Origin of the sequence: Nocardiopsis salina YIM 90010 (assembly GCF_000341025.1) — a bacterium.
Taxonomy (GTDB): domain Bacteria; phylum Actinomycetota; class Actinomycetes; order Streptosporangiales; family Streptosporangiaceae; genus Nocardiopsis; species Nocardiopsis salina.
In genome coordinates this window covers 28,760-47,031 of sequence record NZ_ANBF01000096.1, presented here as the reverse complement: position 1 = coordinate 47,031, position 18,272 = coordinate 28,760, and the positions used below count along the sequence as shown (strand labels likewise).

11 protein-coding genes and 2 pseudogenes are annotated in these 18,272 nt (G+C 71.0%); 5 read left to right on the top strand and 8 right to left on the bottom strand.

Annotation, left to right across the window (positions count from 1 at the left end; all coding sequences use genetic code 11):
- Positions 1-262: 262 nt before the first annotated feature.
- The 4 genes and pseudogenes from D474_RS0110905 to D474_RS28305 all read right to left on the bottom strand — a co-directional run bounded on the left by D474_RS0110905 (position 263) and on the right by D474_RS28305 (position 5,586).
- Entirely contained in the window at positions 263-868 is a 606-nt protein-coding gene (locus D474_RS0110905) for a malonic semialdehyde reductase (protein ID WP_017613609.1), read from the bottom strand.
- Positions 869-975: 107 nt separating this feature from the next.
- Complete coding sequence (locus tag D474_RS0110900) at positions 976-2,145, bottom strand: glycosyltransferase family 4 protein (RefSeq protein ID WP_026118373.1); 1,170 nt, start codon at positions 2,143-2,145, stop codon at positions 976-978.
- A 256-nt stretch (positions 2,146-2,401) separates the two neighbouring features.
- Entirely contained in the window at positions 2,402-3,763 is a 1,362-nt protein-coding gene (locus D474_RS0110895; protein WP_017613607.1) for a nucleotide sugar dehydrogenase, read from the bottom strand.
- 100 nt (positions 3,764-3,863) lie between these two features.
- Positions 3,864-5,586: pseudogene (locus D474_RS28305) on the bottom strand (glycosyltransferase family 4 protein).
- Between the two features lie 189 nt (positions 5,587-5,775).
- On the opposite strand from D474_RS28305, the gene wecB reads away from it, so the two are divergent.
- From wecB to D474_RS0110875, 3 genes are all read left to right on the top strand, one after another.
- A complete protein-coding gene (wecB, locus tag D474_RS0110885; protein WP_026118372.1) occupies positions 5,776-6,888 on the top strand; it encodes a non-hydrolyzing UDP-N-acetylglucosamine 2-epimerase in 1,113 nt (370 codons plus the stop codon).
- Between the two features lie 203 nt (positions 6,889-7,091).
- The gene (locus D474_RS0110880; RefSeq protein WP_017613604.1) at positions 7,092-8,834 is read left to right on the top strand and encodes a hypothetical protein; all 1,743 of its coding nucleotides are present in this window, start codon (positions 7,092-7,094) and stop codon (positions 8,832-8,834) included.
- A gap of 56 nt (positions 8,835-8,890) precedes the next feature.
- Positions 8,891-11,113, top strand: a complete 2,223-nt coding sequence (locus tag D474_RS0110875) for a glycosyltransferase (protein WP_017613603.1) — start codon at positions 8,891-8,893, stop codon at positions 11,111-11,113.
- Positions 11,114-11,125: 12 nt separating this feature from the next.
- Here D474_RS0110875 and D474_RS0110870 read toward each other — a convergent pair whose 3' ends face one another.
- The gene (locus D474_RS0110870) at positions 11,126-12,412 is read right to left on the bottom strand and encodes a sensor histidine kinase (protein WP_026118371.1); all 1,287 of its coding nucleotides are present in this window, start codon (positions 12,410-12,412) and stop codon (positions 11,126-11,128) included.
- 70 nt (positions 12,413-12,482) lie between these two features.
- Positions 12,483-13,151, bottom strand: coding sequence for a response regulator transcription factor (locus tag D474_RS0110865; RefSeq protein ID WP_026118370.1), 669 nt, complete (start codon positions 13,149-13,151; stop codon positions 12,483-12,485).
- A 581-nt stretch (positions 13,152-13,732) separates the two neighbouring features.
- Between D474_RS0110865 and D474_RS31720 the strand changes: the two genes are divergently transcribed.
- Positions 13,733-14,335: a hypothetical protein gene (locus D474_RS31720; protein WP_026118369.1), complete on the top strand. Its 603-nt coding sequence runs from the start codon at positions 13,733-13,735 to the stop codon at positions 14,333-14,335.
- Positions 14,336-14,450: 115 nt separating this feature from the next.
- Here D474_RS31720 and D474_RS34260 read toward each other — a convergent pair.
- Positions 14,451-16,278, bottom strand: a pseudogene (locus D474_RS34260) (bifunctional metallophosphatase/5'-nucleotidase).
- 216 nt (positions 16,279-16,494) lie between these two features.
- Here D474_RS34260 and D474_RS0110850 point away from each other — a divergent pair.
- Complete coding sequence (locus tag D474_RS0110850; protein ID WP_026118368.1) at positions 16,495-17,058, top strand: hypothetical protein; 564 nt, start codon at positions 16,495-16,497, stop codon at positions 17,056-17,058.
- Here the strand turns inward: D474_RS0110850 and D474_RS28295 are convergent.
- Positions 17,043-18,131 (bottom strand): serine/threonine-protein kinase, encoded by a 1,089-nt coding sequence (locus tag D474_RS28295; RefSeq protein WP_051050950.1) that lies wholly within the window; start codon positions 18,129-18,131, stop codon positions 17,043-17,045. The genes D474_RS0110850 and D474_RS28295 overlap by 16 nt on opposite strands.
- Positions 18,132-18,272: the final 141 nt, after the last annotated feature.

Here is an 18,272-nt window from a genome sequence, read left to right as displayed (position 1 = left end):
GCCGCGCCCGGGGCGCGGCGAACACGTACACCGCCCGCACAGAGCCCGCTGCCGCTACCGGCTCCGAGGGGACCGTCTGCTCCACCGGACGCTTCCGTGTGCGCCCCTCGGGGACGACACGTTGGTGGTGTGCGTGGGGCGCGAGGGTGCCGTCCGGCCGTTTCCGGACCGGGCCGGAGCGGGCGGCTGCGGCCCGTGCACGCACGCGGGGCCGCTCCCGGACAGACGGGAGCGGCCCCCACGTGCGGCGCGGCGCGGCAGATCAGAGCTCGGTGACGACCTGCTCGTGCCCAAGGCGCGGCAGGCGGTCGAACCAGGCGTCCGGGCCGGGCTTGCCGATGTTCATGACCACGGCCGGCTTGAGGGCGGAGTCCTCGCCGAAGAACTCCTTGCGCACACCCTCGGCGTCGAAACCGCTCATCGGTCCGGCGGCGAGCCCCGCGGCGCGCACACCCATGATGAGGTAGCCGATCTGGAGCATGGTGTTCTCGTGAGCGACGTTCTCGCGGGCCTCGACCGGCATGCCCGAGAAGTTCTCACGGGCGTCGGGGGCGACCGGGAACGTCGTCGGGAAGTGCTCGTGGAAGGAACTGTCGGCCGACAGGATCAGGGTCAGCGGCGCGGTGGAGGTCTTGGGGGCGTTGTTGCCGGCCATGTGCGGGATCAGGCGCTCCCGGGCTTCCTTCGAACGCACGGCGGTCACGCGCAGCGGCTGGTTGTTCATCGACGTCGGGCCGTACTTGACAAGATCGTAGATCGCACGCAGCTGCTCGTCGGTCACCGGCTCGTCGGTGAAGCTGTTGGCGGTGCGGGCCTCGCGGAACAGCAGGTCCTGGGCGTTCTTGTCGAGGGCCAGGGCGTCGTACATGGGGAAACCTCGGTGTCGTGTGGGGTTCCGGGCGCGGGGCCCGGGGCTGTCACGTGACCCCAACCTGATTTCCCAGGAAGATATTTCAGCGGCCGCGCGATGTGATCTCACTCACTCGCCAGGGCCGGGCCGGCGGGTGCGCGACGTGCGCGCCTGCGAGGGCGCGGCACGTGCACCACCGGCCCGGTCGCCTCGTCCACCCAGCTCTCCAGCCGCTTGACGAAGCTGCGCGCCTGAACCGGCCAGTGGAAGGAGGTCTGGGCGATCCGATGCCCCGTGCGTGCGTACTCGGCGCGCAGCCGCGGTTCCCTGCGCAGGCGCAGGATCGCCTGCGAGGCAGCGAACGCGTCGCCGAACGGCACGACCGACCCGGCAGGTCCTTCCGGGCGACCGTTCACCAGGGACGTGGCCACCGGGCCCGCCGTCGTGACGACCGGGAGCCCGTGCGCCATGTACTCGACGATCTTGGTCGGCATGGAGTGGCGGTAGTTCGGTTCGTCGTGCAGCAGGCTCACCCCGGCCAGGGCGCCCGCGCACATCCGCAGCGCCCGGTCGTTGGGGACGTAGCCGTACCAGTGCAGGGCTCCGTCCTGGGAGGCCTCGCGCAGCAGGGGGCGCACGCTCGGGTCCGCGCCGCCGATCACCTCCAGCCGGATGCCGTAGGGCTGCAGGAACCGGCCCAGTTCCACCAGTTCGTGTGCCCCCCTGGCCACCGAGACGTGTCCCAGGTAGACGACCCGGTCGTCACCGGGCTCACGCGCCGGCTGTTCGGGCACGTCGGTCGTGTTGGGCACGACCGGGTGGTCGAGGCGGAACCGGTTCCGATAGCCTTCCTCGGCCAGGAGCAGCCGCATGTGGCGCTCGGCGCGGCGCTCGAACATCCGCACCACGCCGCCGAGGGGCCTGCGCAGCGGTCCGGGAACCCAGGGTTTGGTGAGCAGCGCCGACGGAGTGTCCTCGTGCACGTCCCACACGGTCAGCGGGCGGTTCTCCGGCAGCGCGAGCATGAGTTCGGGGTCGTGGAAGAGCAGCAGGTCGGCCCCGGGAGCGTGTTCGGCCAGGACCTGTCGTGCCGCCCGCAGGGACGCCATGCGTTCCCGGCCCGCTGCCCGGGGTACATCGATCGACCGCACTGAGTCCCACGGCGTGACCCCGCACTCGCGGAACGGAGCCACGTAGGTGACGGAGTGCCCCGCGTCGAGCAGTGCCCTGATCTGGCGGTGCAGAATGCGCGCGTCCTCGGGGTGGTGCACGACCGTGGCCACGAGCACGTGCATGGAGATCACCTACCTGTGTCGCCTGTATAAAGGGCCGCCTCAACCGATGATCTGCTCTTCGGTGGCGCGACCAGCTTTTCGACACGGTATTCACCTGCGGAAACGTCGCGAGAAAAGCCCGATGGACGGCAAGGGGGCATCCGGTGAACCTTGTGGCAGAGGCAGGTGAACAGCGAACGGCACGCCGGGGGACGCCGTCCGTCCCCGACGTGCCGTCGGTGGTGTGGGCCCTGTTCAGGACCCGTGGGACCGGGTTTCAGAGCACCTGCAGGCCCTCGCGATCGACGTGCCGACGGACCTGCGGCGGCACGTCGGCCTCGGTCTCGGGCGGGGTACGGCGCAGCACCCCGCGGGTGTCCAACAGCAGCCGTGCGTATTCGGACAGCCGCTTGGGCTCGTAGTCGGTGTGGTCGGTCAGCAGCACGGTCAGGTCGGCGTCGGCCAGGGCGCGGTCCAGGTCGGTCGAGCGCGGGATCTCGGCTCCGTCGACCGTCCACGACTCCACGTGCGGGTCGTGATAGGTGAGTGTGGCGCCCTTGGCGGCGAGCTTGCGCGCCACGGGACGGGCCGGCGACTCGCGCTGGTCGGCGATGTCGGCCTTGTAGGTCACGCCCAGGATCAGCACCTTGGAGCGCGACAGGGCCAGGCCGCTGTCGTTGAGGAGTTCCTGGGCACGCTGGGTGACGTAGGAGGGCATACGGCCGTTGATCTCCTGCGCCAGCTCCACGAACCGGAACGGGTAGCCCAGCGTCTTGACCTTGTACGACAGGTAGTTCGGGTCGATCGGGATGCAGTGCCCGCCCACACCCGGGCCCGGGTAGAAGGCCTGGAACCCGAACGGCTTGGTGGCGGCGGCCGAGATGGAGTCCCACAGGTCGATGCCGAGCTCCTGGCAGAACACCGCCATCTCGTTGACCAGTGCGATGTTCACGTGCCGGTAGGTGTTCTCCAGCAGCTTGGCCATCTCCGCCTCACGGGTGCCGCTCGCACGGACCACGCTGTTGACGAAGGTCCCGTAGAACTCCGCTGCGCGCTCCCCGCAGGTCGGGGTCATGCCGCCCACGACCTTCGGGGTGTTGGCCACGCCGAAGGCCGCGTTGCCCGGGTCGATGCGCTCGGGCGAGAACGCCAGGTGGAAGTCGGAGCCGGCGACCAGGCCGGACTCCTCCAGGATCGGCCGGACGACCTCCTCGGTGGTGCCGGGGTAGGTCGTCGACTCCAGGATCACCAGCGTGCCCGGGGTCAGGTTCGCCGCGATGGACCTGGCCGCGGACGTGACCGCGCCCAGGTCCGGGCCGCCCTCGGGCGACAAGGGTGTGGGGACGCAGATGACGACGGTGCGCGCCGACGCCAGGCAGGCCGGGTCGGTGGTGGCGCTGAAACCCTGGTCGAGCATCGCGGTGATGTCGTCCGGGGAGAGGTCGTCGATGTGTGATCCGCCCTCGTTCAGGCCTTCGACGACCCGCGGGCTGACGTCCAGCCCCACGACCCGCAGACCCGCTGCGGCTGCCTCGGCTGCCAGGGGCAGCCCCACGTAGCCCAGGCCCAGGACGACGAGGTCGCTCGCCGGTGTCCCGGGCCGCTCGACGGTTGCTCGGTTGGAGGATGCGGCATCCACTTCGCTGTCACACTCGCATTCGTTTCGAGAACGGGCGTACGTACGTGAGGTCTGCTATTTCGGCGGCGGCCGTCCGAGTCTAGGCGTCCGTTTGCCGGTATTACGGGATGTGGCCTGGTCCGGACAATTTTCGGATGAGACCTCTGTACGCCGCGTCGTAGCGGTATGCGGCTCCGGCCCAGGTTCGTTCTTCTTCGACGACGCTTCGACCTGCGCATCCGTAAGAGGTGCGCGTTTTGTGACTATAAGAGAGTTTTGAGAGCGCATCGGCTAGACATACCGATTGTCCTGCCGGAATTAACTCGCCGGTCACCCCTGGTTCCACAATCTCTCGCAACGCAGGCAGATCACTGGNGGGCCACCCCCCCTGCCATAGCTTCTACCGGCTTGAGCGGAGTGACCACACGACACACCCGTTCGTCCCGACGCGGGACCGCGAAGACGTCCATGGCCGCGTGGTGGTCGCGAACCTGCGCCACGGGCACCCGGCCGGGGAAGTGGGCGGAACCGGAAAGCCCCAGGGCCTCGGCGCGGGAACGCAGCGCCGGGAGTTCGGGACCGTCGCCGACCACCAGGGCGTGTGCGTCCTCGCCGCGATCCCGCATCAGCGCGACGGCCTCCAACAAGGTGTCCAGGCCCTCGTAACCGAAACAGCTCGTCGTCGTACCGGACACGAAGGCATCGGCGCCGATGCCGAGCTGCTCTCGCACGGCGGACGCCGGGGGGAGGGGCTCCAGGAACGAGGGGTCCACCGCGTTGGGCACCACCAGCAGACGGTCCGGGTCGACACCGCGGTCCACGATGTCGGCCCGCATCACACCGCCCAGCGTCACCACCAGGTCTGCCGCGAGCATGCACGCCGTCTCGGCGGCCCGCTCGGACCGGTAGAAGGCGTCCCGCGTACTGCGTTCGGGATCGCGCGAGAGCCAGGATTCCTCCAGGAAACCCCGCACCTCGTAGACCACCGGGATCCCGAAGCGCCGGCCCAGGGCCAGGGCCAGCCTGGCGTTGTGGTGGTTGCTCGCCGCGTGCAGCACGTCCGGCCGCAACGCTTCCACCAGGTCGGATCCCATACGCAGCCCCGCCTCGAACTCCGCGTCCGCGTCGGCCGGAGCCGTCCACGGGATCATCCGGTGGTATGGGACACCGTCCACCGCCACCAGGGGGCGCGGATCGGGCACCCCCTTGGTCAGCGGGTACCCCGCCCGCGTGAGTACATGGGCGTCGATGCCGAGCTCGCGCTGGGCGGCCGCGATGCGGTGCGTGCGCTGTGTGTAGCCCGCGTTCGTGTGCGGCAACGCGTTGGTGACCAAGTGCAGGACACGCAGTTCCCCAGGGGCGTCGGGCGGTCGCCGAGCGTTCACCGTGTCGTCGGGCCCTGTTCGGTCACCGCGCGTTACCGTGATCCCGTGATGATCAGGCGTTACGGACGAAGCGGATACGGCCCGGCCGGTGGCCAGCGCCGTCCTGTGCTCGACCGTGTCCCTGGTCGCACCCCGGGGCAGCCGCTCCACCAGCTCACGGGCGGTGGCGGTGTCACCCGCGGCCAGACAGGCCGTCACCAGGCGGCCGACCGCGCGGTCCCCGGCGCCGTCGGCCTCGGTGAGCACAGCCTCGCGGGCATCCTCACGCCGGCCCTGGTCCCACAGAGCGTAGGCCAGGGGCAGACCGCCGAGCCGGGACGCGACCGAGCGCACCGCCCGCCGGGGCGGGCCGGGGGCCAACCGCAGCGCCAGCAACGGCAGACGGGCAGGTTCGGCACGCAGGTGCCGCCAGGCCAGGGAGGCCGTGAACGTCAGAGCGCGCGGCCAACGGGCGCGCACGTGCGGTACGTGGGCTTGGTGAGTTCGGTTCTCGTGCACGGTCAGAAACACAACCACGCGGACGTGGCCGAGCGGTGACGCCACGGCGACGCGCGGGGGACGGCTGGGGCAAGGCCCCGGTCCGACCCTCGCGGACCGACCGCGGCGCCGTACCGTGACGGCCGCGCCACAGCAGAAGGAGACACAGTCGTGGCAGCGAGCGCTCCCCTAGGGACCAGGGACACCGGCATCGTGCACGTCGTCGGCGCGCGGCCCAACTTCGTCAAGGCCGCACCGGTCGTCTCCGCACTCCGCGAGCGCGGGGCACACCAATCCGTCGTCCACACCGGACAGCACTACGACGACAGGATGTCGGCGGTGTTCTTCCGCGACCTCGGTCTTCCCACACCCGATGTCGACCTCGGCGTGGGGTCGGGTTCGCACGCTTCCCAGACCGCCGCGCTCATGGTCGGCCTGGAGGAGGAGTTCACCCGCCGCGAGCCCGGTTCGGTCGTGGTCTACGGCGACGTGAACTCCACGGTGGCCGCCGCACTGGTCGCTGCCAAGCTCGGTGTTCCCGTCGCACATGTGGAGGCGGGCCTGCGCTCCTTCGACAACTCCATGCCGGAGGAGATCAACCGCCGGGTCACCGACCAGCTCAGCGATCTGTGCTTCGCCACCAGCCCCGAGGCGATCGGGCACCTCGCCGACGAAGGGGTCTCCACCGACCGGGTGCACCTGGTCGGCAACCCCATGATCGACACCCTGCTCCGGAACTTGGACCGGTTCGACGCCGATGCCCTGCGCACCCGGTTCGGTCTGCCCGAGAGCTACGTCGCCGCGACCCTGCACAGGCCCGCCAACGTGGACGACGCCGACAACGTCGCCCGCCTCACCGGCCGCCTGCACGCCATCGCCGATCAGATCCCCGTGGTCATGCCCGTCCACCCGCGCGGCAAGGCCGCCTTCGACCGGGCCGGCCTCGGGGACCACCCCGGCGTCCACCTGCTCGACCCCCTCGGTTACCTCGACTTCGTGGCGCTCACGCGCGGGGCGTCGGCCGTGATCACCGACTCCGGGGGTGTGCAGGAGGAGACGACCATCCTCGGCGTGCCCTGTCTGACTCTTCGTCCCAACACCGAACGTCCGGTGACCATCACACACGGAACCAACCAGCTCGTCACCGAGGACGACCTCGTCCAAGCGCTCACCAAGGTCCTGGACGGCCGACCCGAGAGCCGCAGTGGCGACGACGTCCCGCCCTTGTGGGACGGCCGTTCCGGCGAACGCATCGCCGCAGTGCTGTCGGGGTGGGTCCGATGAAGCCCCTGCCCCGTACCCTCCCCCTACACCGAACACCGGTCGAGGTGATCTCCCCTTGCCAGGCACACCAACCGTCGAGTGCGGGCGTCCCACGGGAGCCCGGGCCCGCCTGAGGCTGGGCATCCGCTCCCGGCCGGGGGCGCGCCGGTCCCACCGGCCGTCCCCGCTGATGCCGACCCGACCAGAACACAAGGTGGCAGACCGTGAAACGGCGTGAACAGAGCCAGACCGAACAGCTCCGACAGGCCCTGGCCGAACGCGAGGCCCAGCTCCAGGAGGCACAGGTGCGCCTGGCCTCCCTCGAGGGTTCGACGTCGCTCCAGGTCGGCCGGGCCCTGACCAACGCCGCCAAACGCCCGGGCCGTTCACTGGTCCGCCTCCCGCGCGACCTCTACCGGCTCTGGCGGCGCAGCGGCACCACCACCCACTCCCAGCGCCGGCGTGTGGAACCCGTACGCTCCTTCGACGCCGACCGCCAGGAGGCCCGCCTCCTCAGCGGGATCGTGGGCCAGGGCGAGGAACACCTGGTCGCGGCCACGGTCGTGGGAACCGGGATCCAGCAGGCGATCGACCCGTACCTGCGCTCGGTACCCCTTCGCCCCCACGACGCCCAGATCGTCATGGACGGCGTCGACGTCGACCTCGTCCTCGTCTCTTCCTCGGCCGCCGCGCCGGGGTCGCCATGGGCCCACGTCGGTGACCCCGCTGTGGCCGACCGGACCCGCGCCCTCGGTTGGGTACTGGAGTCGGCGGTCTCACGCGGCATCCCCGCGGTGCTCCTGGAGGACGGACCCACCCCGCCCGCTCTGCGCGAGCTCGGATTCAACCGCATCCACCAGGGTGACGCCGGGGTGCCCCTCCACCTGTTCAACCCTGTGGCAGCCGACCTCGCGTCCGGGGCGGAGGCGGTCTTCGTGCGGGCCGACACATCCGACCGCATTCCCGATGTCCTGGCCGACCTGGGTGTGCGCGTGGTCGATGCCGACGCCCCGGACCTCGCTGAAGCCCTGCGTGCCGCCAACGTCGCGGTCCTCCCGGGCAGCGGCCCCGCGAGCGGCCCCCTGCACCGCCGGGCGCGTGCCTGCGGTGCCCGCACCGTCACACACTCCGCCGCGGCTGCCCTGGCCGGGGAGGAGGACCTCGCGGTGTCCGTTCCGCGCCTGCGTGCCGACGCACCCACTGCTGCCGAACAGCGCGAGATGCTGCGCGGTGTCTTCCTCGGCGAGGCCACGCCAGTGCGCCTGGCCGAGGTCCTGGGCGGACTGGAGTTCCCGCCCGGAACCCCCGGAACCGAACTGCCCCTGCGCGGGCGTGCGGTGGCGGTCCTGGCCGACCCCGCAGGCGAGGCCGAGGCCGATCAGCTCGCCGACGACGTGCTCCGGTCGCGACTGCGCCCGGCCGAGGTCGTCGTCCCGGGAGCGGCGGCCCGACTTGCCGGGGTCCGGCGCCTGCGTGCGGAGGGCCTGACGGTGCGCACCGCACGCTTCACCGCCCCCGACACCCCCGAGGAACTCACCCGCACCGCCGCCCGCGGTGACGGGTTCGCCGTCGAACGCTGGGCGGTGTTGGCCGCCCGGGCCACCGCCCGGTGGGCCCACCCCTGGACCGGGCCCCTGGGCGAGCACCGCCTCGCCGACCTCGTGTGCGCTGCCGAGTGCTCCGGTGCCGACGCCGTCGGTGCCAGGCCCCGGAGCGCCGACCCCGAGGACACCGGCGACCGCGGTTTCTTCGACCGGCCCCGGACCGAGGACGGACAGTACGTGTTCGTCAGCGAGATCAGACCGGAACTGGCCCGCGAGTCCCTGCTGCGACAGGGTTGGCCCCCGGGACAGTGGTACCGGCGAGGCAGCCGCCTGCTCGCCCTGGGACCGGAGAACGGCCCCGGCCGCTCCTCCGACGCCGACGGCACCACCCACACCTCCGCAGACGCGGGCGCCGTCGGTTGACCGGCGGTAACGCCGGCCGCCCCCAGGGCAACCCGAAAGCATCCGAAGGGAAGATCGTGAGTACTCCTCCTCCGCGCGCGCTCCTGTACGGGGACGTGGACCTCAACATCATCGACGGTTCCGCGATCTGGGCCCAGTCGATGGCGCAGGCCCTGGCCGCCGCGGGCTGCGAGGTCACCGTGCTGCTCAAGGCGCCCGTGCGCACCGACCGGCTCACCGAACCGCTGACCCGTACCCCCGGTGTGCGCCTCGTGCGCCCCTACGAGGACAAGCTGCTCGGCGACCTCGGCCCACGCGGGCTCACCCCGGAGCAGGCCGTGGGCCTGATGTGCGACCGGCATGCCCGTACCCCCTTCGACCTGGTCGTGGTGCGCGGCCGCCGCCTCGCCGGCCTGGCCGCGCAGGAGGAGTCCCTGTCCGGGCGGCTGTGGACCTACCTCACCGACTTCCCCCACAGCGTCGGAGAACTGGGAGCGACCGCCACCACCGAGCTCACCGAGATCGCCGTGGCCTCCCGGTTCCTGCTCTGCCAGACCGAGGAGATGCGGGCGTTCCTGGAGTCGAACGTGCCCGCCGTCTGCGGGCGCGCCGAACTCTTCCCCCCGGTGGTCGTGGTGCCCGAGGGCGTCAGGGCCGACGGCGAGGTGCACGCCAGCGCCCGCCTGGCCTACACCGGCAAGTTCGCTCCCCTGTGGAACACCCTGGAGATGACCGAGCTGCCCGAGGCGCTCTCCCGCCGGGGCGTGGACTCCGAGGTCGTCATGATCGGCGACAAGATCCACTCCGAACCGGCCGAGTGGGCCAAGCGCATGCGCCGCGCCCTCGAGACCACCCCGGGTGTGGACTGGCGCGGCGGCATGTCGCGGGCCGAGGCCCTGGCCCAGTCGGCCGAGTGCGGGTTCGGGCTCTCCTGGCGCGACCCGTCGATGGACGCCAGCCTCGAACTGTCCACGAAGGTCCTCGAGCTGGGTGCCCTCGGCCTCCCGGTCGTGCTCAACCGGACCCCGATGCACGAGAACCTCCTGGGCGCCGACTACCCCCTCTTCGCCGGGGAGGACCTGGACTCGGTCGCCGACGTGGTCGCCCGCGCCCACACCGACCGTGCCGTCTACGCAGACGCGGCCGAGCGGTGCCGTTCCGCGGCGGCCGAGCACACCCTGGACCGGGCCGCGGAACGGCTGCGCGGCCTGCTCGCCGAGGCGCTCCCGCCCGCACCGGCCGGTACCGACCCGGGGCGCCCGCTCAAGGTCGTCATCGCCGGGCACGACATGAAGTTCTTCACCAGGCTCGCCGAGTACCTGGACTCCCTGCCCGGGCTGGACGTGCGTATCGACGAGTGGGAGGGCCTGCGCACGCACGACCAGTACCGGTCACGGGAGCTCGCCGCCTGGGCCGACGTGGTCATCTGCGAGTGGTGCGGCCCCAACGCCCTCTTCTACTCCAGGTGGAAACGCCCCGGCCAACGCCTCATCGTGCGCCTGCACCGGTTCGAGCTCTACGCGGAGTGGCCCCGCAAGCTCGACATCGACAAGGTGGACGCCGTCGTCTGTGTGAGCCCCCACTACGCCTCTCTGACCAGGGAGCTCACAGGGTGGCCCGCCGACAAGGTCGTGGTCCTGCCGAACTGGGTCGACGACCGCCAGCTCTCCCGGCCCAAGCTCGCCGGGACCGAGTACTCCCTCGGCATGATCGGGATCGCCCCCTCGCGCAAGCGCCTGGACCGTGCCCTGGACGTACTCGCCGAACTGCGCCGACTCGAGCCGCGCTTCACCCTCTCCATCAAGACCAAGCACCCCTGGGACTACTGGTGGGTGTGGAACCGGCCCGAGGAGCGCGCCTTCTTCGAGCAGGCCTACCGCCGTATCCAGCGTGACGAGGCCCTGGCCGGGGCCGTGGTCTTCGACCCGTTCGGGCCCGACGTGGCCACCTGGTTGCGCCGCATCGGGTTCACGCTCTCCACCAGCGACGACGAGTCCTTCCACCTGGCCCCGGCCGAGTGTGCGACCTCCGGGGGTGTGCCGGCCGTTCTGCCCTGGCCCGGAGCCGACACCATCTACGACACCGAGTGGATCCATGAGGACCCGGTCGCCATGGCCGAGGAGATCCACGCCGTGGTGGCCGACGGCCGGTTCAGGGAGACCGCGGAGCGGGCCCGGGCACAGATCGTGGGCTCCTACGGACTGGGGCGGGTGCGCTCGCTCTGGACCGACCTGGTGGTGAGCGGAAAACGCCCCGACGGGACGGAGGCACCGGCCGCGGCCGCTACCCCCTCGCCCTGACCGGGGGAGGGGTCAGACGGGGCCGGTCATCTTCGACAGGCCCCCGGCCCCGGCGGGCAGGAACAGCGCGAACGTGGCCGGGTGGGTCTGAACGAGCTCGATGCGCGCGCCCTCGGACTCGGCGATGTGCCGGGCCAGCGCCAGACCCAGCCCGGTCCCGTCGCCGCCGCTGACCTCGCGGTCGAAGATCCGGCCGGACAGGTGGTCGGGTACGCCCTCGCCCTCGTCGCTGACTTCGATACGCACGGAGTGACCGGTGTCGATGCGCCGGAGCGTGACCGTTCCGGCACCGTGTTTGTAGGCGTTCTCGACGAGCGTCGCGAGGATCTGAGCGAGGTCGGCCGGTACCGTCATCGCGGTCAGCCCGGAGTCGCCCACCACGAGCAGGCGGCGGCGTTCCTGCTGGAAGACGGGGGCCCACTCGGCCTGGAGGTTGTTGAGGACCGGGTCGAGCTCGACCGGTTCGACCTCGGGGTTCTGGCTCTTGCGTGCTCGGCCCAGGAGGCTCTCGACGGTCTCCACGAGGCGTTCGGTCTGGGCGAGGGCGGCCTCGCCCTCCTCCCGCACGAGCTGGGGGTCGTCCGCGACCTGGATGATCTCCTCGAGGCGCATGGTCAGTGCGGTGAGCGGTGTGCGCAGCTGGTGAGAGGCGTCGGTGGCGAAGTGGCGCTCGGTGGCGATGAGGCCGGCGATGCGTTCGGCGCTGCGGTCCAGCACCTCTGCAACGCGGTCGGCCTCGGGAATCCCGTAACGGTGGCCCCACGGGGTGGCCACACCGGAGCCGAGTCGTTCTGCCGTGGCGGCCAGGTCCATCAGCGGCAGGGTGAGGCGCCTGGCCTGGAACATCGAGAGCCCCACGGCGACGCCGATCGCCAGTAGTGACAGGGAGGCGATGCCCAACCAGGCGCGGATCACGCTGCTCTGGTAGTCGTCGGAGGCGGCCCAGACCTCGACATGGGTGTCACGCCCCGTCGTGGTCGTCCCCAACAGGGTGTTCGGGGACTCGGGCGCCTCGGGATCCAGGGCGGGATCCCCGGCCGTCACGGGTTCCGAGCCGGCCGCGGGGGTCACGCGGATGTACCGCCGCGGGTAGTCCTGGTCGAACCTGGCCGTGTCGATCTCGTCCTGGAACTCGAGCATCGTGTCGCTCTCGGCACCGATCAACTCCGCCTCGCCCTGCAGCTGGCGGGCGGCCTCCTCGTGGATGAGCTGATAGGTCAGCGCGCCCAGGGGCAGCCCGAGCAGCATGACGGCGATGACGGTCACCACCAGGGTGGAGAAAACCATCCGCCTGCGCATGTCACCTCATGTCCGTCCGACCCCGGAAGCGGTCGACCGGCGCCGAGCGCGTCGCATCCGGAAGATCGTGTCAGTCTCGCTCGAACCGGAAGCCGACCCCGCGAACGGTCGTGATGTACGACGGCTGGTTCGCATCGTCCCCGAGCTTGCGCCGCAGCCAGGAGATGTGCATGTCCAGGGTCTTGGTCGAGCCCCACCAGTTGGTGTCCCACACCTCCCGCATGATCTGTTCCCGGGTGACCACCTTTCCGGCATCGCGTACGAGCACGCGTAGCAGGTCGAACTCCTTCGTGGTCAGCTGGAGTTCGCGGTCGCCCATCCACGCGCGGCGCGAGTCGTTGTCGATCCGCACCCCGTGCACGACCGGTACCTCGGCCCCGCCCCGGCGCAACAGGGCCCTGACACGTGCCAGGAGCTCGGCCAGCCGGAACGGCTTGGTGACGTAGTCGTCTGCGCCGGCGTCGAGGCCGACGACGGTGTCGACCTCGTCGGCGCGGGCGGTCAGGATGAGGATCGGCGTTCCGTGGCCTTCGGCGCGTAGCCGCCGTGCCACTTCCAGGCCGTCCATTTCGGGCAGCCCGAGATCCAGCACCATGAGGTCGATGTCTCCCGCACGGGCACGGTCGAGTGTCTCAATGCCGTTGACGGTCACGTCCACCGTATAGCCCTCGCGGCGGAGCGCGCGCGCGAGGGGTTCGGAGATCGAGACATCGTCTTCGGCCAGCAAAACGCAGGTCATGCTGCCGATCGTAGATCTGGGGTGGCGCATTTCCCTATTATGCGCGCCGGATGTCCCAAGGATGGCCGGAAATGCGCTAATCACATACCTGGCGAAAGGTGCAATTGGCCGGTATGTGCCTTTTCTTTGCACTTTGTTGGCGAAACTGGGAAACTGGGGGTCGGCGTCAGGGGCGGAACCCCCACCGGATCGTCCTGACCCGGCGCCGTCCCTGCCTGAACGCACCACGAGGAGCCTGCCCAGTGAACCCCCACCACATGCCCGGCCCGGACGGGGGCGGACACGACCCCTACGCCCACGGGACCCCTGAAGGTCCGGGCGCCCCCTCCCCGTACGCGCCCCAGGGGCATCCGCAGCAGCCGGGCGGGGGAGCCGGGTACGCGGCACCCCAGGGCCCGCCCCAGCCCGGAGGTGGAGCGGGGGTGCCGCCCCAGGGCCCCTATGGTCCGCAGGGACCGCAAGGTCCGCCCCCGTACGGACCCGGCGGACCCGGCGGACCCGGTGGGCCGGTCGGCCCGTACGGCCCCGGCGGTTCTGGCGGTTCTGGCGGTTCTGGCGGTCCGGGACGCTACGGCGCGGGCATGCTCGCGGTCCTCACCGTGATCGCCGTGCTCGCCGGGGCGACCGTTGTCGGCGGCACCCTGCTCGCGGGCAACGCGGCCACCACTGCGATCGCCGAGGACGAGGAGACCGAAGAACCCACCGAGGAGCACTCGGAGTCTCCGACCGACGAGGACACCCCCACCACGAGGCCGTCCCCGACGCCCACACCCACCGAGGAGCCCTCCCCGACCGAGGAGCCCTCACCCACGGAGGAGCCCGAGGACCTGCTCACTGCCGAGGAGGTCGTCAACGAGCTGCGTCAGGACCACGACATCGATCAGCGCTTCGACACCACCGAGGACGTGTGCGAGGAGGGGGAGGACGAGGACGACCCCCTGGGTGACCTCTTCAGCTGCTCCAGCGCCATGGACACCGACCTCGTGCGTGTCATCGCCTTCGACAACGCCATCGTGGCTGATTCCGTGAGCCAGAACATGGAGGACAACCTCGACGAGGGCGACGCGATCGACGTCACCGACGCCTGCCACGTGGTGCTGGTCTGGTTCGAGGAGAACAACACCGACCAGGGCCAGCGGGACACCATGGCCGACGACGCCACCGAGGCCACCGGCTGCCCCTGACCCGAGAGGACGGTACCGGGCAGGGCGCCCGGAGAAGGCGGGGCCCGCCCCACCGCCAGAACCCGGGCGGCGGGGCGGGCCCCGCTCGTGTCGTCAACACCGCGCGCACGCGGTCTCAGACGACGGGTCGGCCGCCGTCCTCGGGCTCGGTCGCCTCGTCGCCCTCGACGATGCGGCCGGAACCGCCCTCGGGGTAGTCGGCCTCCGGGACCACACCCTCGAGGGACCCGGTCAGCCGGGCCTCGAGTGCGGCCTGGTAGGTCGAGCCCACCACGGTGAAGTCGGCGCCGCGGAACGGGTAGGAGTCGCCGCCGCCCGCGGAGAAGTCGTTGGTGGCCACGGAGACCGGATCGCCGTCCGCGACCTCGCCGTCCTCGACGATCACGGTGCCGTCGTGCAGGACCGCGCTGCGCACGCGTGTGCCCTCGGTCAGGACCTCGCCGTCCTCGTCGACCTCCTGGGCCGTACCGTCCGGGTCGTAGGCGAAGTTGACGCCGCCGACCTGCATGAACGCACCGTCGGCGTTGGGCAGGGCGGACACCCCGTGCTCCAGCAGCTCCTTGACCTGGTCACGCGGCACCTCGGGGACCACCGCGACCTGGTTGGCGAACGCGGCCACGGAGTAGGTGTCCAGCGCGCTNGCGGATCCCGCCGCCGTTCTGGATCCCGATCTGCGGCTCGGGGACCTGGTACTCCTCGGCGTTCTCCTGCCCGGTCTCCAGCAGGGAATCGGCGAGCAGATTGCCCAGGTTGGTCTCCTGAGTCCGCACACCCGGATCCTGGCGCCCGTCGAGGTCGACCTCGCTCTGGGCCACCTCGGTCTCGGCGAGCTCGGCCACGTGGTCGGCGACCGGGTCGGTGACCTCCTCCTGCACCCGCGGGTCGGGCTCCACGGAGTCGTCGACCACGACGGGGCCGGAACGGTCGGAGATCGAGACCAGGTTCCCGTCGGCGTCGAAGTTGGCGACCAGGCGGCCCACGTACTTGTAGTCCTCGCCCGCCGTGACGATCGGTACGTCCGCGCCGTCGGCGTCCTGGGCGATCAGCGGGTAGGAGAGCGGCTCACCGGAACCGGGGTGCTCGGTGATCTCGTCGCCCGGTACGAGGGCGTCGTCCTCCCCGGCCATGACCTCGTGGCCGCCGCCGGCGACCATGGCGTCGACACCGCTCAGTTCGGCGGCGACCGCTTCCTCGTTGGTGATGTCCTGCAGGTGGGAGACGGTGATGATCTTGTCGACACCGTCCTCCGCGAGGCGGTCCACTTCGGCCTGGACAGGCTCGGCGACCTCGTCCACGACCACGTCGCGCGGGCTGGAGATCGCCTCGAGGTCCGGGTAGAGGGCTCCGACGACACCGACCGGCTCCCCCTCGACGTCGAGCACCGTGCTCGGGGCGATGCGGCCGTCCTCCTCGAGCGCGGCCAGATCCGGCTCACCGGAGACGTCGACGTTGGCGGCCACCACCGGGGTGTCCTCCGGAAGCTCGCCGATGAACTCGGCGTACACCTCGGGGCCGAAATCGAACTCGTGGTTGCCCATCGAGACCGCGTCGTACTCGGCGTACCCGGCGGCGAGCGCGTCGTAGAAGGGTGCGCCCTCCTCCTGCGAGGCCGCGAACTCCGGCCCCGGCAGGTACATGTCGCCGGCGTTCACCGCGACCGCACCGCGGTGGTCGGCCTCGTCCCCGAGCGCTTCGTCCCCGGCGGCTTCGGCCGTGCGGAGCTCGTCGAGCAGGGTCGTGTACCGGGCGGCACCGCCGAAGTCCTCTTCCCCGGACGCGTGCAGGAGCTGGGACTCGGGGTCGTTGCCGTGCAGGAGGGTGAGGGTGAAGTCCGCTTCCCCGGCCGGGGCCTGTCCCGGCTCGGCTGATGCGGCCTGCGCCGACGGCACCACCAGGGCACCGCTCAACAGCAGCGCGCCGGACGCGCGCACGAATCTGGACATCCGTGTGACTCCTCTGGGGCGTGTGGGGGCGGGGGAGGGGTTCACCCTAAGACGCGGAGCCCGGGGAAGCACGGCCCCCGCGGTTACGATTTGCAGAACCTGCGGTTGCCGCGCCGGTTTTCGACATCACCCCGAGGGACCTTCCTCGCTGTCCGACGGCACGCCGCACGCCTACCATGGAAGCGAAAGCTCGCGCCGAACTCCCTCGGAGGACCCGTGTTTCCCTCTGGCCACGATCCGAACGACCACGACGGGGCCCGAGGCGGGGGCGACATTCCGCCACAGGGAGATTTCTCCGGGCTGGAAGCGCACCTGGACGCCATGCGGCCCGACGCGCCCACCCCGAAGAAGGTCATGATCGTGCGCACGCTCATGTTCATCGGGGGCGCCTGCGGCATCGGCATCGCCCTCATGGTGCTGCTGTCGCTGGGCGCACCCGAGCAGGAGATGCGCGAGAGCTTCGCCGAGCAGGAGCGCCTCATGGCCGAGCAGGGCGTCGAGGTCGACATCGACGTCGGATACATGCGTTCCCTCATGGCCAACCTGCTCGCCGTCACCGGCGTCTACGGTGCGCTGTCCGTGCTCCTGGCGAGCCGGATCCGGAACCGCACCGTCGGGGTCTTCTGGGGCGTCGTGCTGTTCCAGGGCCTGGCCGCCGCGATCCTCGTGTTCGCCCTGTTCGCCGGTGACTTCACGATTCTGATCCCGCTGGGCTTCACCATCACGATGCTGGTCTTCATGATCTCCAAGGAGAGCCGCGCACACTACGGGCTGCTCTGAGCCGCGCTCCGGGCCCGGCGCCGCGGCAAGCGGGGCGGTCGCGGAACCCGCACGTCCGCGCGGGTCCAGTGGCGCTCCAGGACCCCGCGAACTGCGGCCGGGCCGAGGCCGTCCGCGAATACGCCTTCCTGCGGTGGACGCACACCGCCCTGGGGGCCCTCCAGAGCCAGAGCCGCGCGCAACAGCTCCACGGAGTCCGGGCGCGCGGCCGGATCCTTGGCCATGGCCGCGCGCACCAGGCGTTCGAGCCCCGGCGGCAGATATTCCAGATCCGGTTCCTCGTGCACGACGCGACGTGCCATCTCCCCGGCCGGGGCCCGGCCGAAGGGGTCGTGCGCGGCCGCGGCGAAGGCCAGCAGTGCGCCCCACAGGAACACGTCGGAGGCTTGCGTGGTGGGCTCGTCGCGGTACTGTTCCGGACTGATCCATCCTGGAGTGCCGCGCCGGTCGTGGTGCTCGGCGGTGCGCTCGTCGGCGAGGGACCGGGGTGACGGAAGCCCGCGTTCGCGATAGGCCCGGCGCATCCTGCGCAACCGCAACCACTTGGTTGGATCGGGTTCCTCGACGTCGTGGGCGATCCCGAGGTCGAGGATCTTCGGGCCGGCCGCCGACAGCACCACGTTCCCGGGTTTGAGGTCGCGGTGGACCACCCCCGCCGCGTGCACGTCGCGCAGCGCCTCGGCCGTGCCCACCGCCAGCCCCAGAAGCATCCCACCGCGTATGCGCCCGAAGCGTTCCACGTGGTGGCGCAGCGGTGGTCCGGGGACGTACTCGGTCACCATCCACGGTTGCTCGGCCCCGACGTCGGCCTGTACGAACCGGGACACCGAGGCGCTGTTGACCTTGGAGAGCAGGCGGGCCTCGTGCGCGAAGCGTTCCCTGAACCGGGGATCCGCGGCGTGCTCGGCGTGAACGACCTTCACGGCGAGGTACTCCTGGCCGCCGGGGGAATCGACCGCGTAGACCACGCCCATCCCTCCCGAGCCGACCCGGCCCCGCACAGTGTGGCCGCCGACCTCCCCGGGATCCTCCGCCTCCAGGCGGCTGAGTCTGCGCACACCGCGAACTCTCATCAGTACTCTCCCGGTTCTCTCCAGGGACGGGGAAGGGATACCCGCCACCACGCTGTCACAGCGCCGCTGCGCGTCGGGCGCCGGCTCCACGGGCCGGTACGCCGGGACCGCTCCTTGTCGTATCGTCGGTGCACGACGGGC

Excerpts from the sequence above, each read along its gene's own strand:
- D474_RS0110870 (WP_026118371.1), bottom strand. The coding sequence starts at position 12,412 with ATGCGCAGGCGGATGGTTTTCTCCACCCTGGTGGTGACCGTCATCGCC.
- D474_RS0110905 (WP_017613609.1), bottom strand. The coding sequence starts at position 868 with ATGTACGACGCCCTGGCCCTCGACAAGAACGCCCAGGACCTGCTGTTC.
- D474_RS28295 (WP_051050950.1), bottom strand. The coding sequence starts at position 18,131 with ATGAGAGTTCGCGGTGTGCGCAGACTCAGCCGCCTGGAGGCGGAGGAT.
- D474_RS31720 (WP_026118369.1), top strand. The coding sequence starts at position 13,733 with ATGCTCGCGGTCCTCACCGTGATCGCCGTGCTCGCCGGGGCGACCGTT.
- D474_RS0110900 (WP_026118373.1), bottom strand. The coding sequence starts at position 2,145 with ATGCACGTGCTCGTGGCCACGGTCGTGCACCACCCCGAGGACGCGCGC.
- D474_RS0110865 (WP_026118370.1), bottom strand. The coding sequence starts at position 13,151 with ATGACCTGCGTTTTGCTGGCCGAAGACGATGTCTCGATCTCCGAACCC.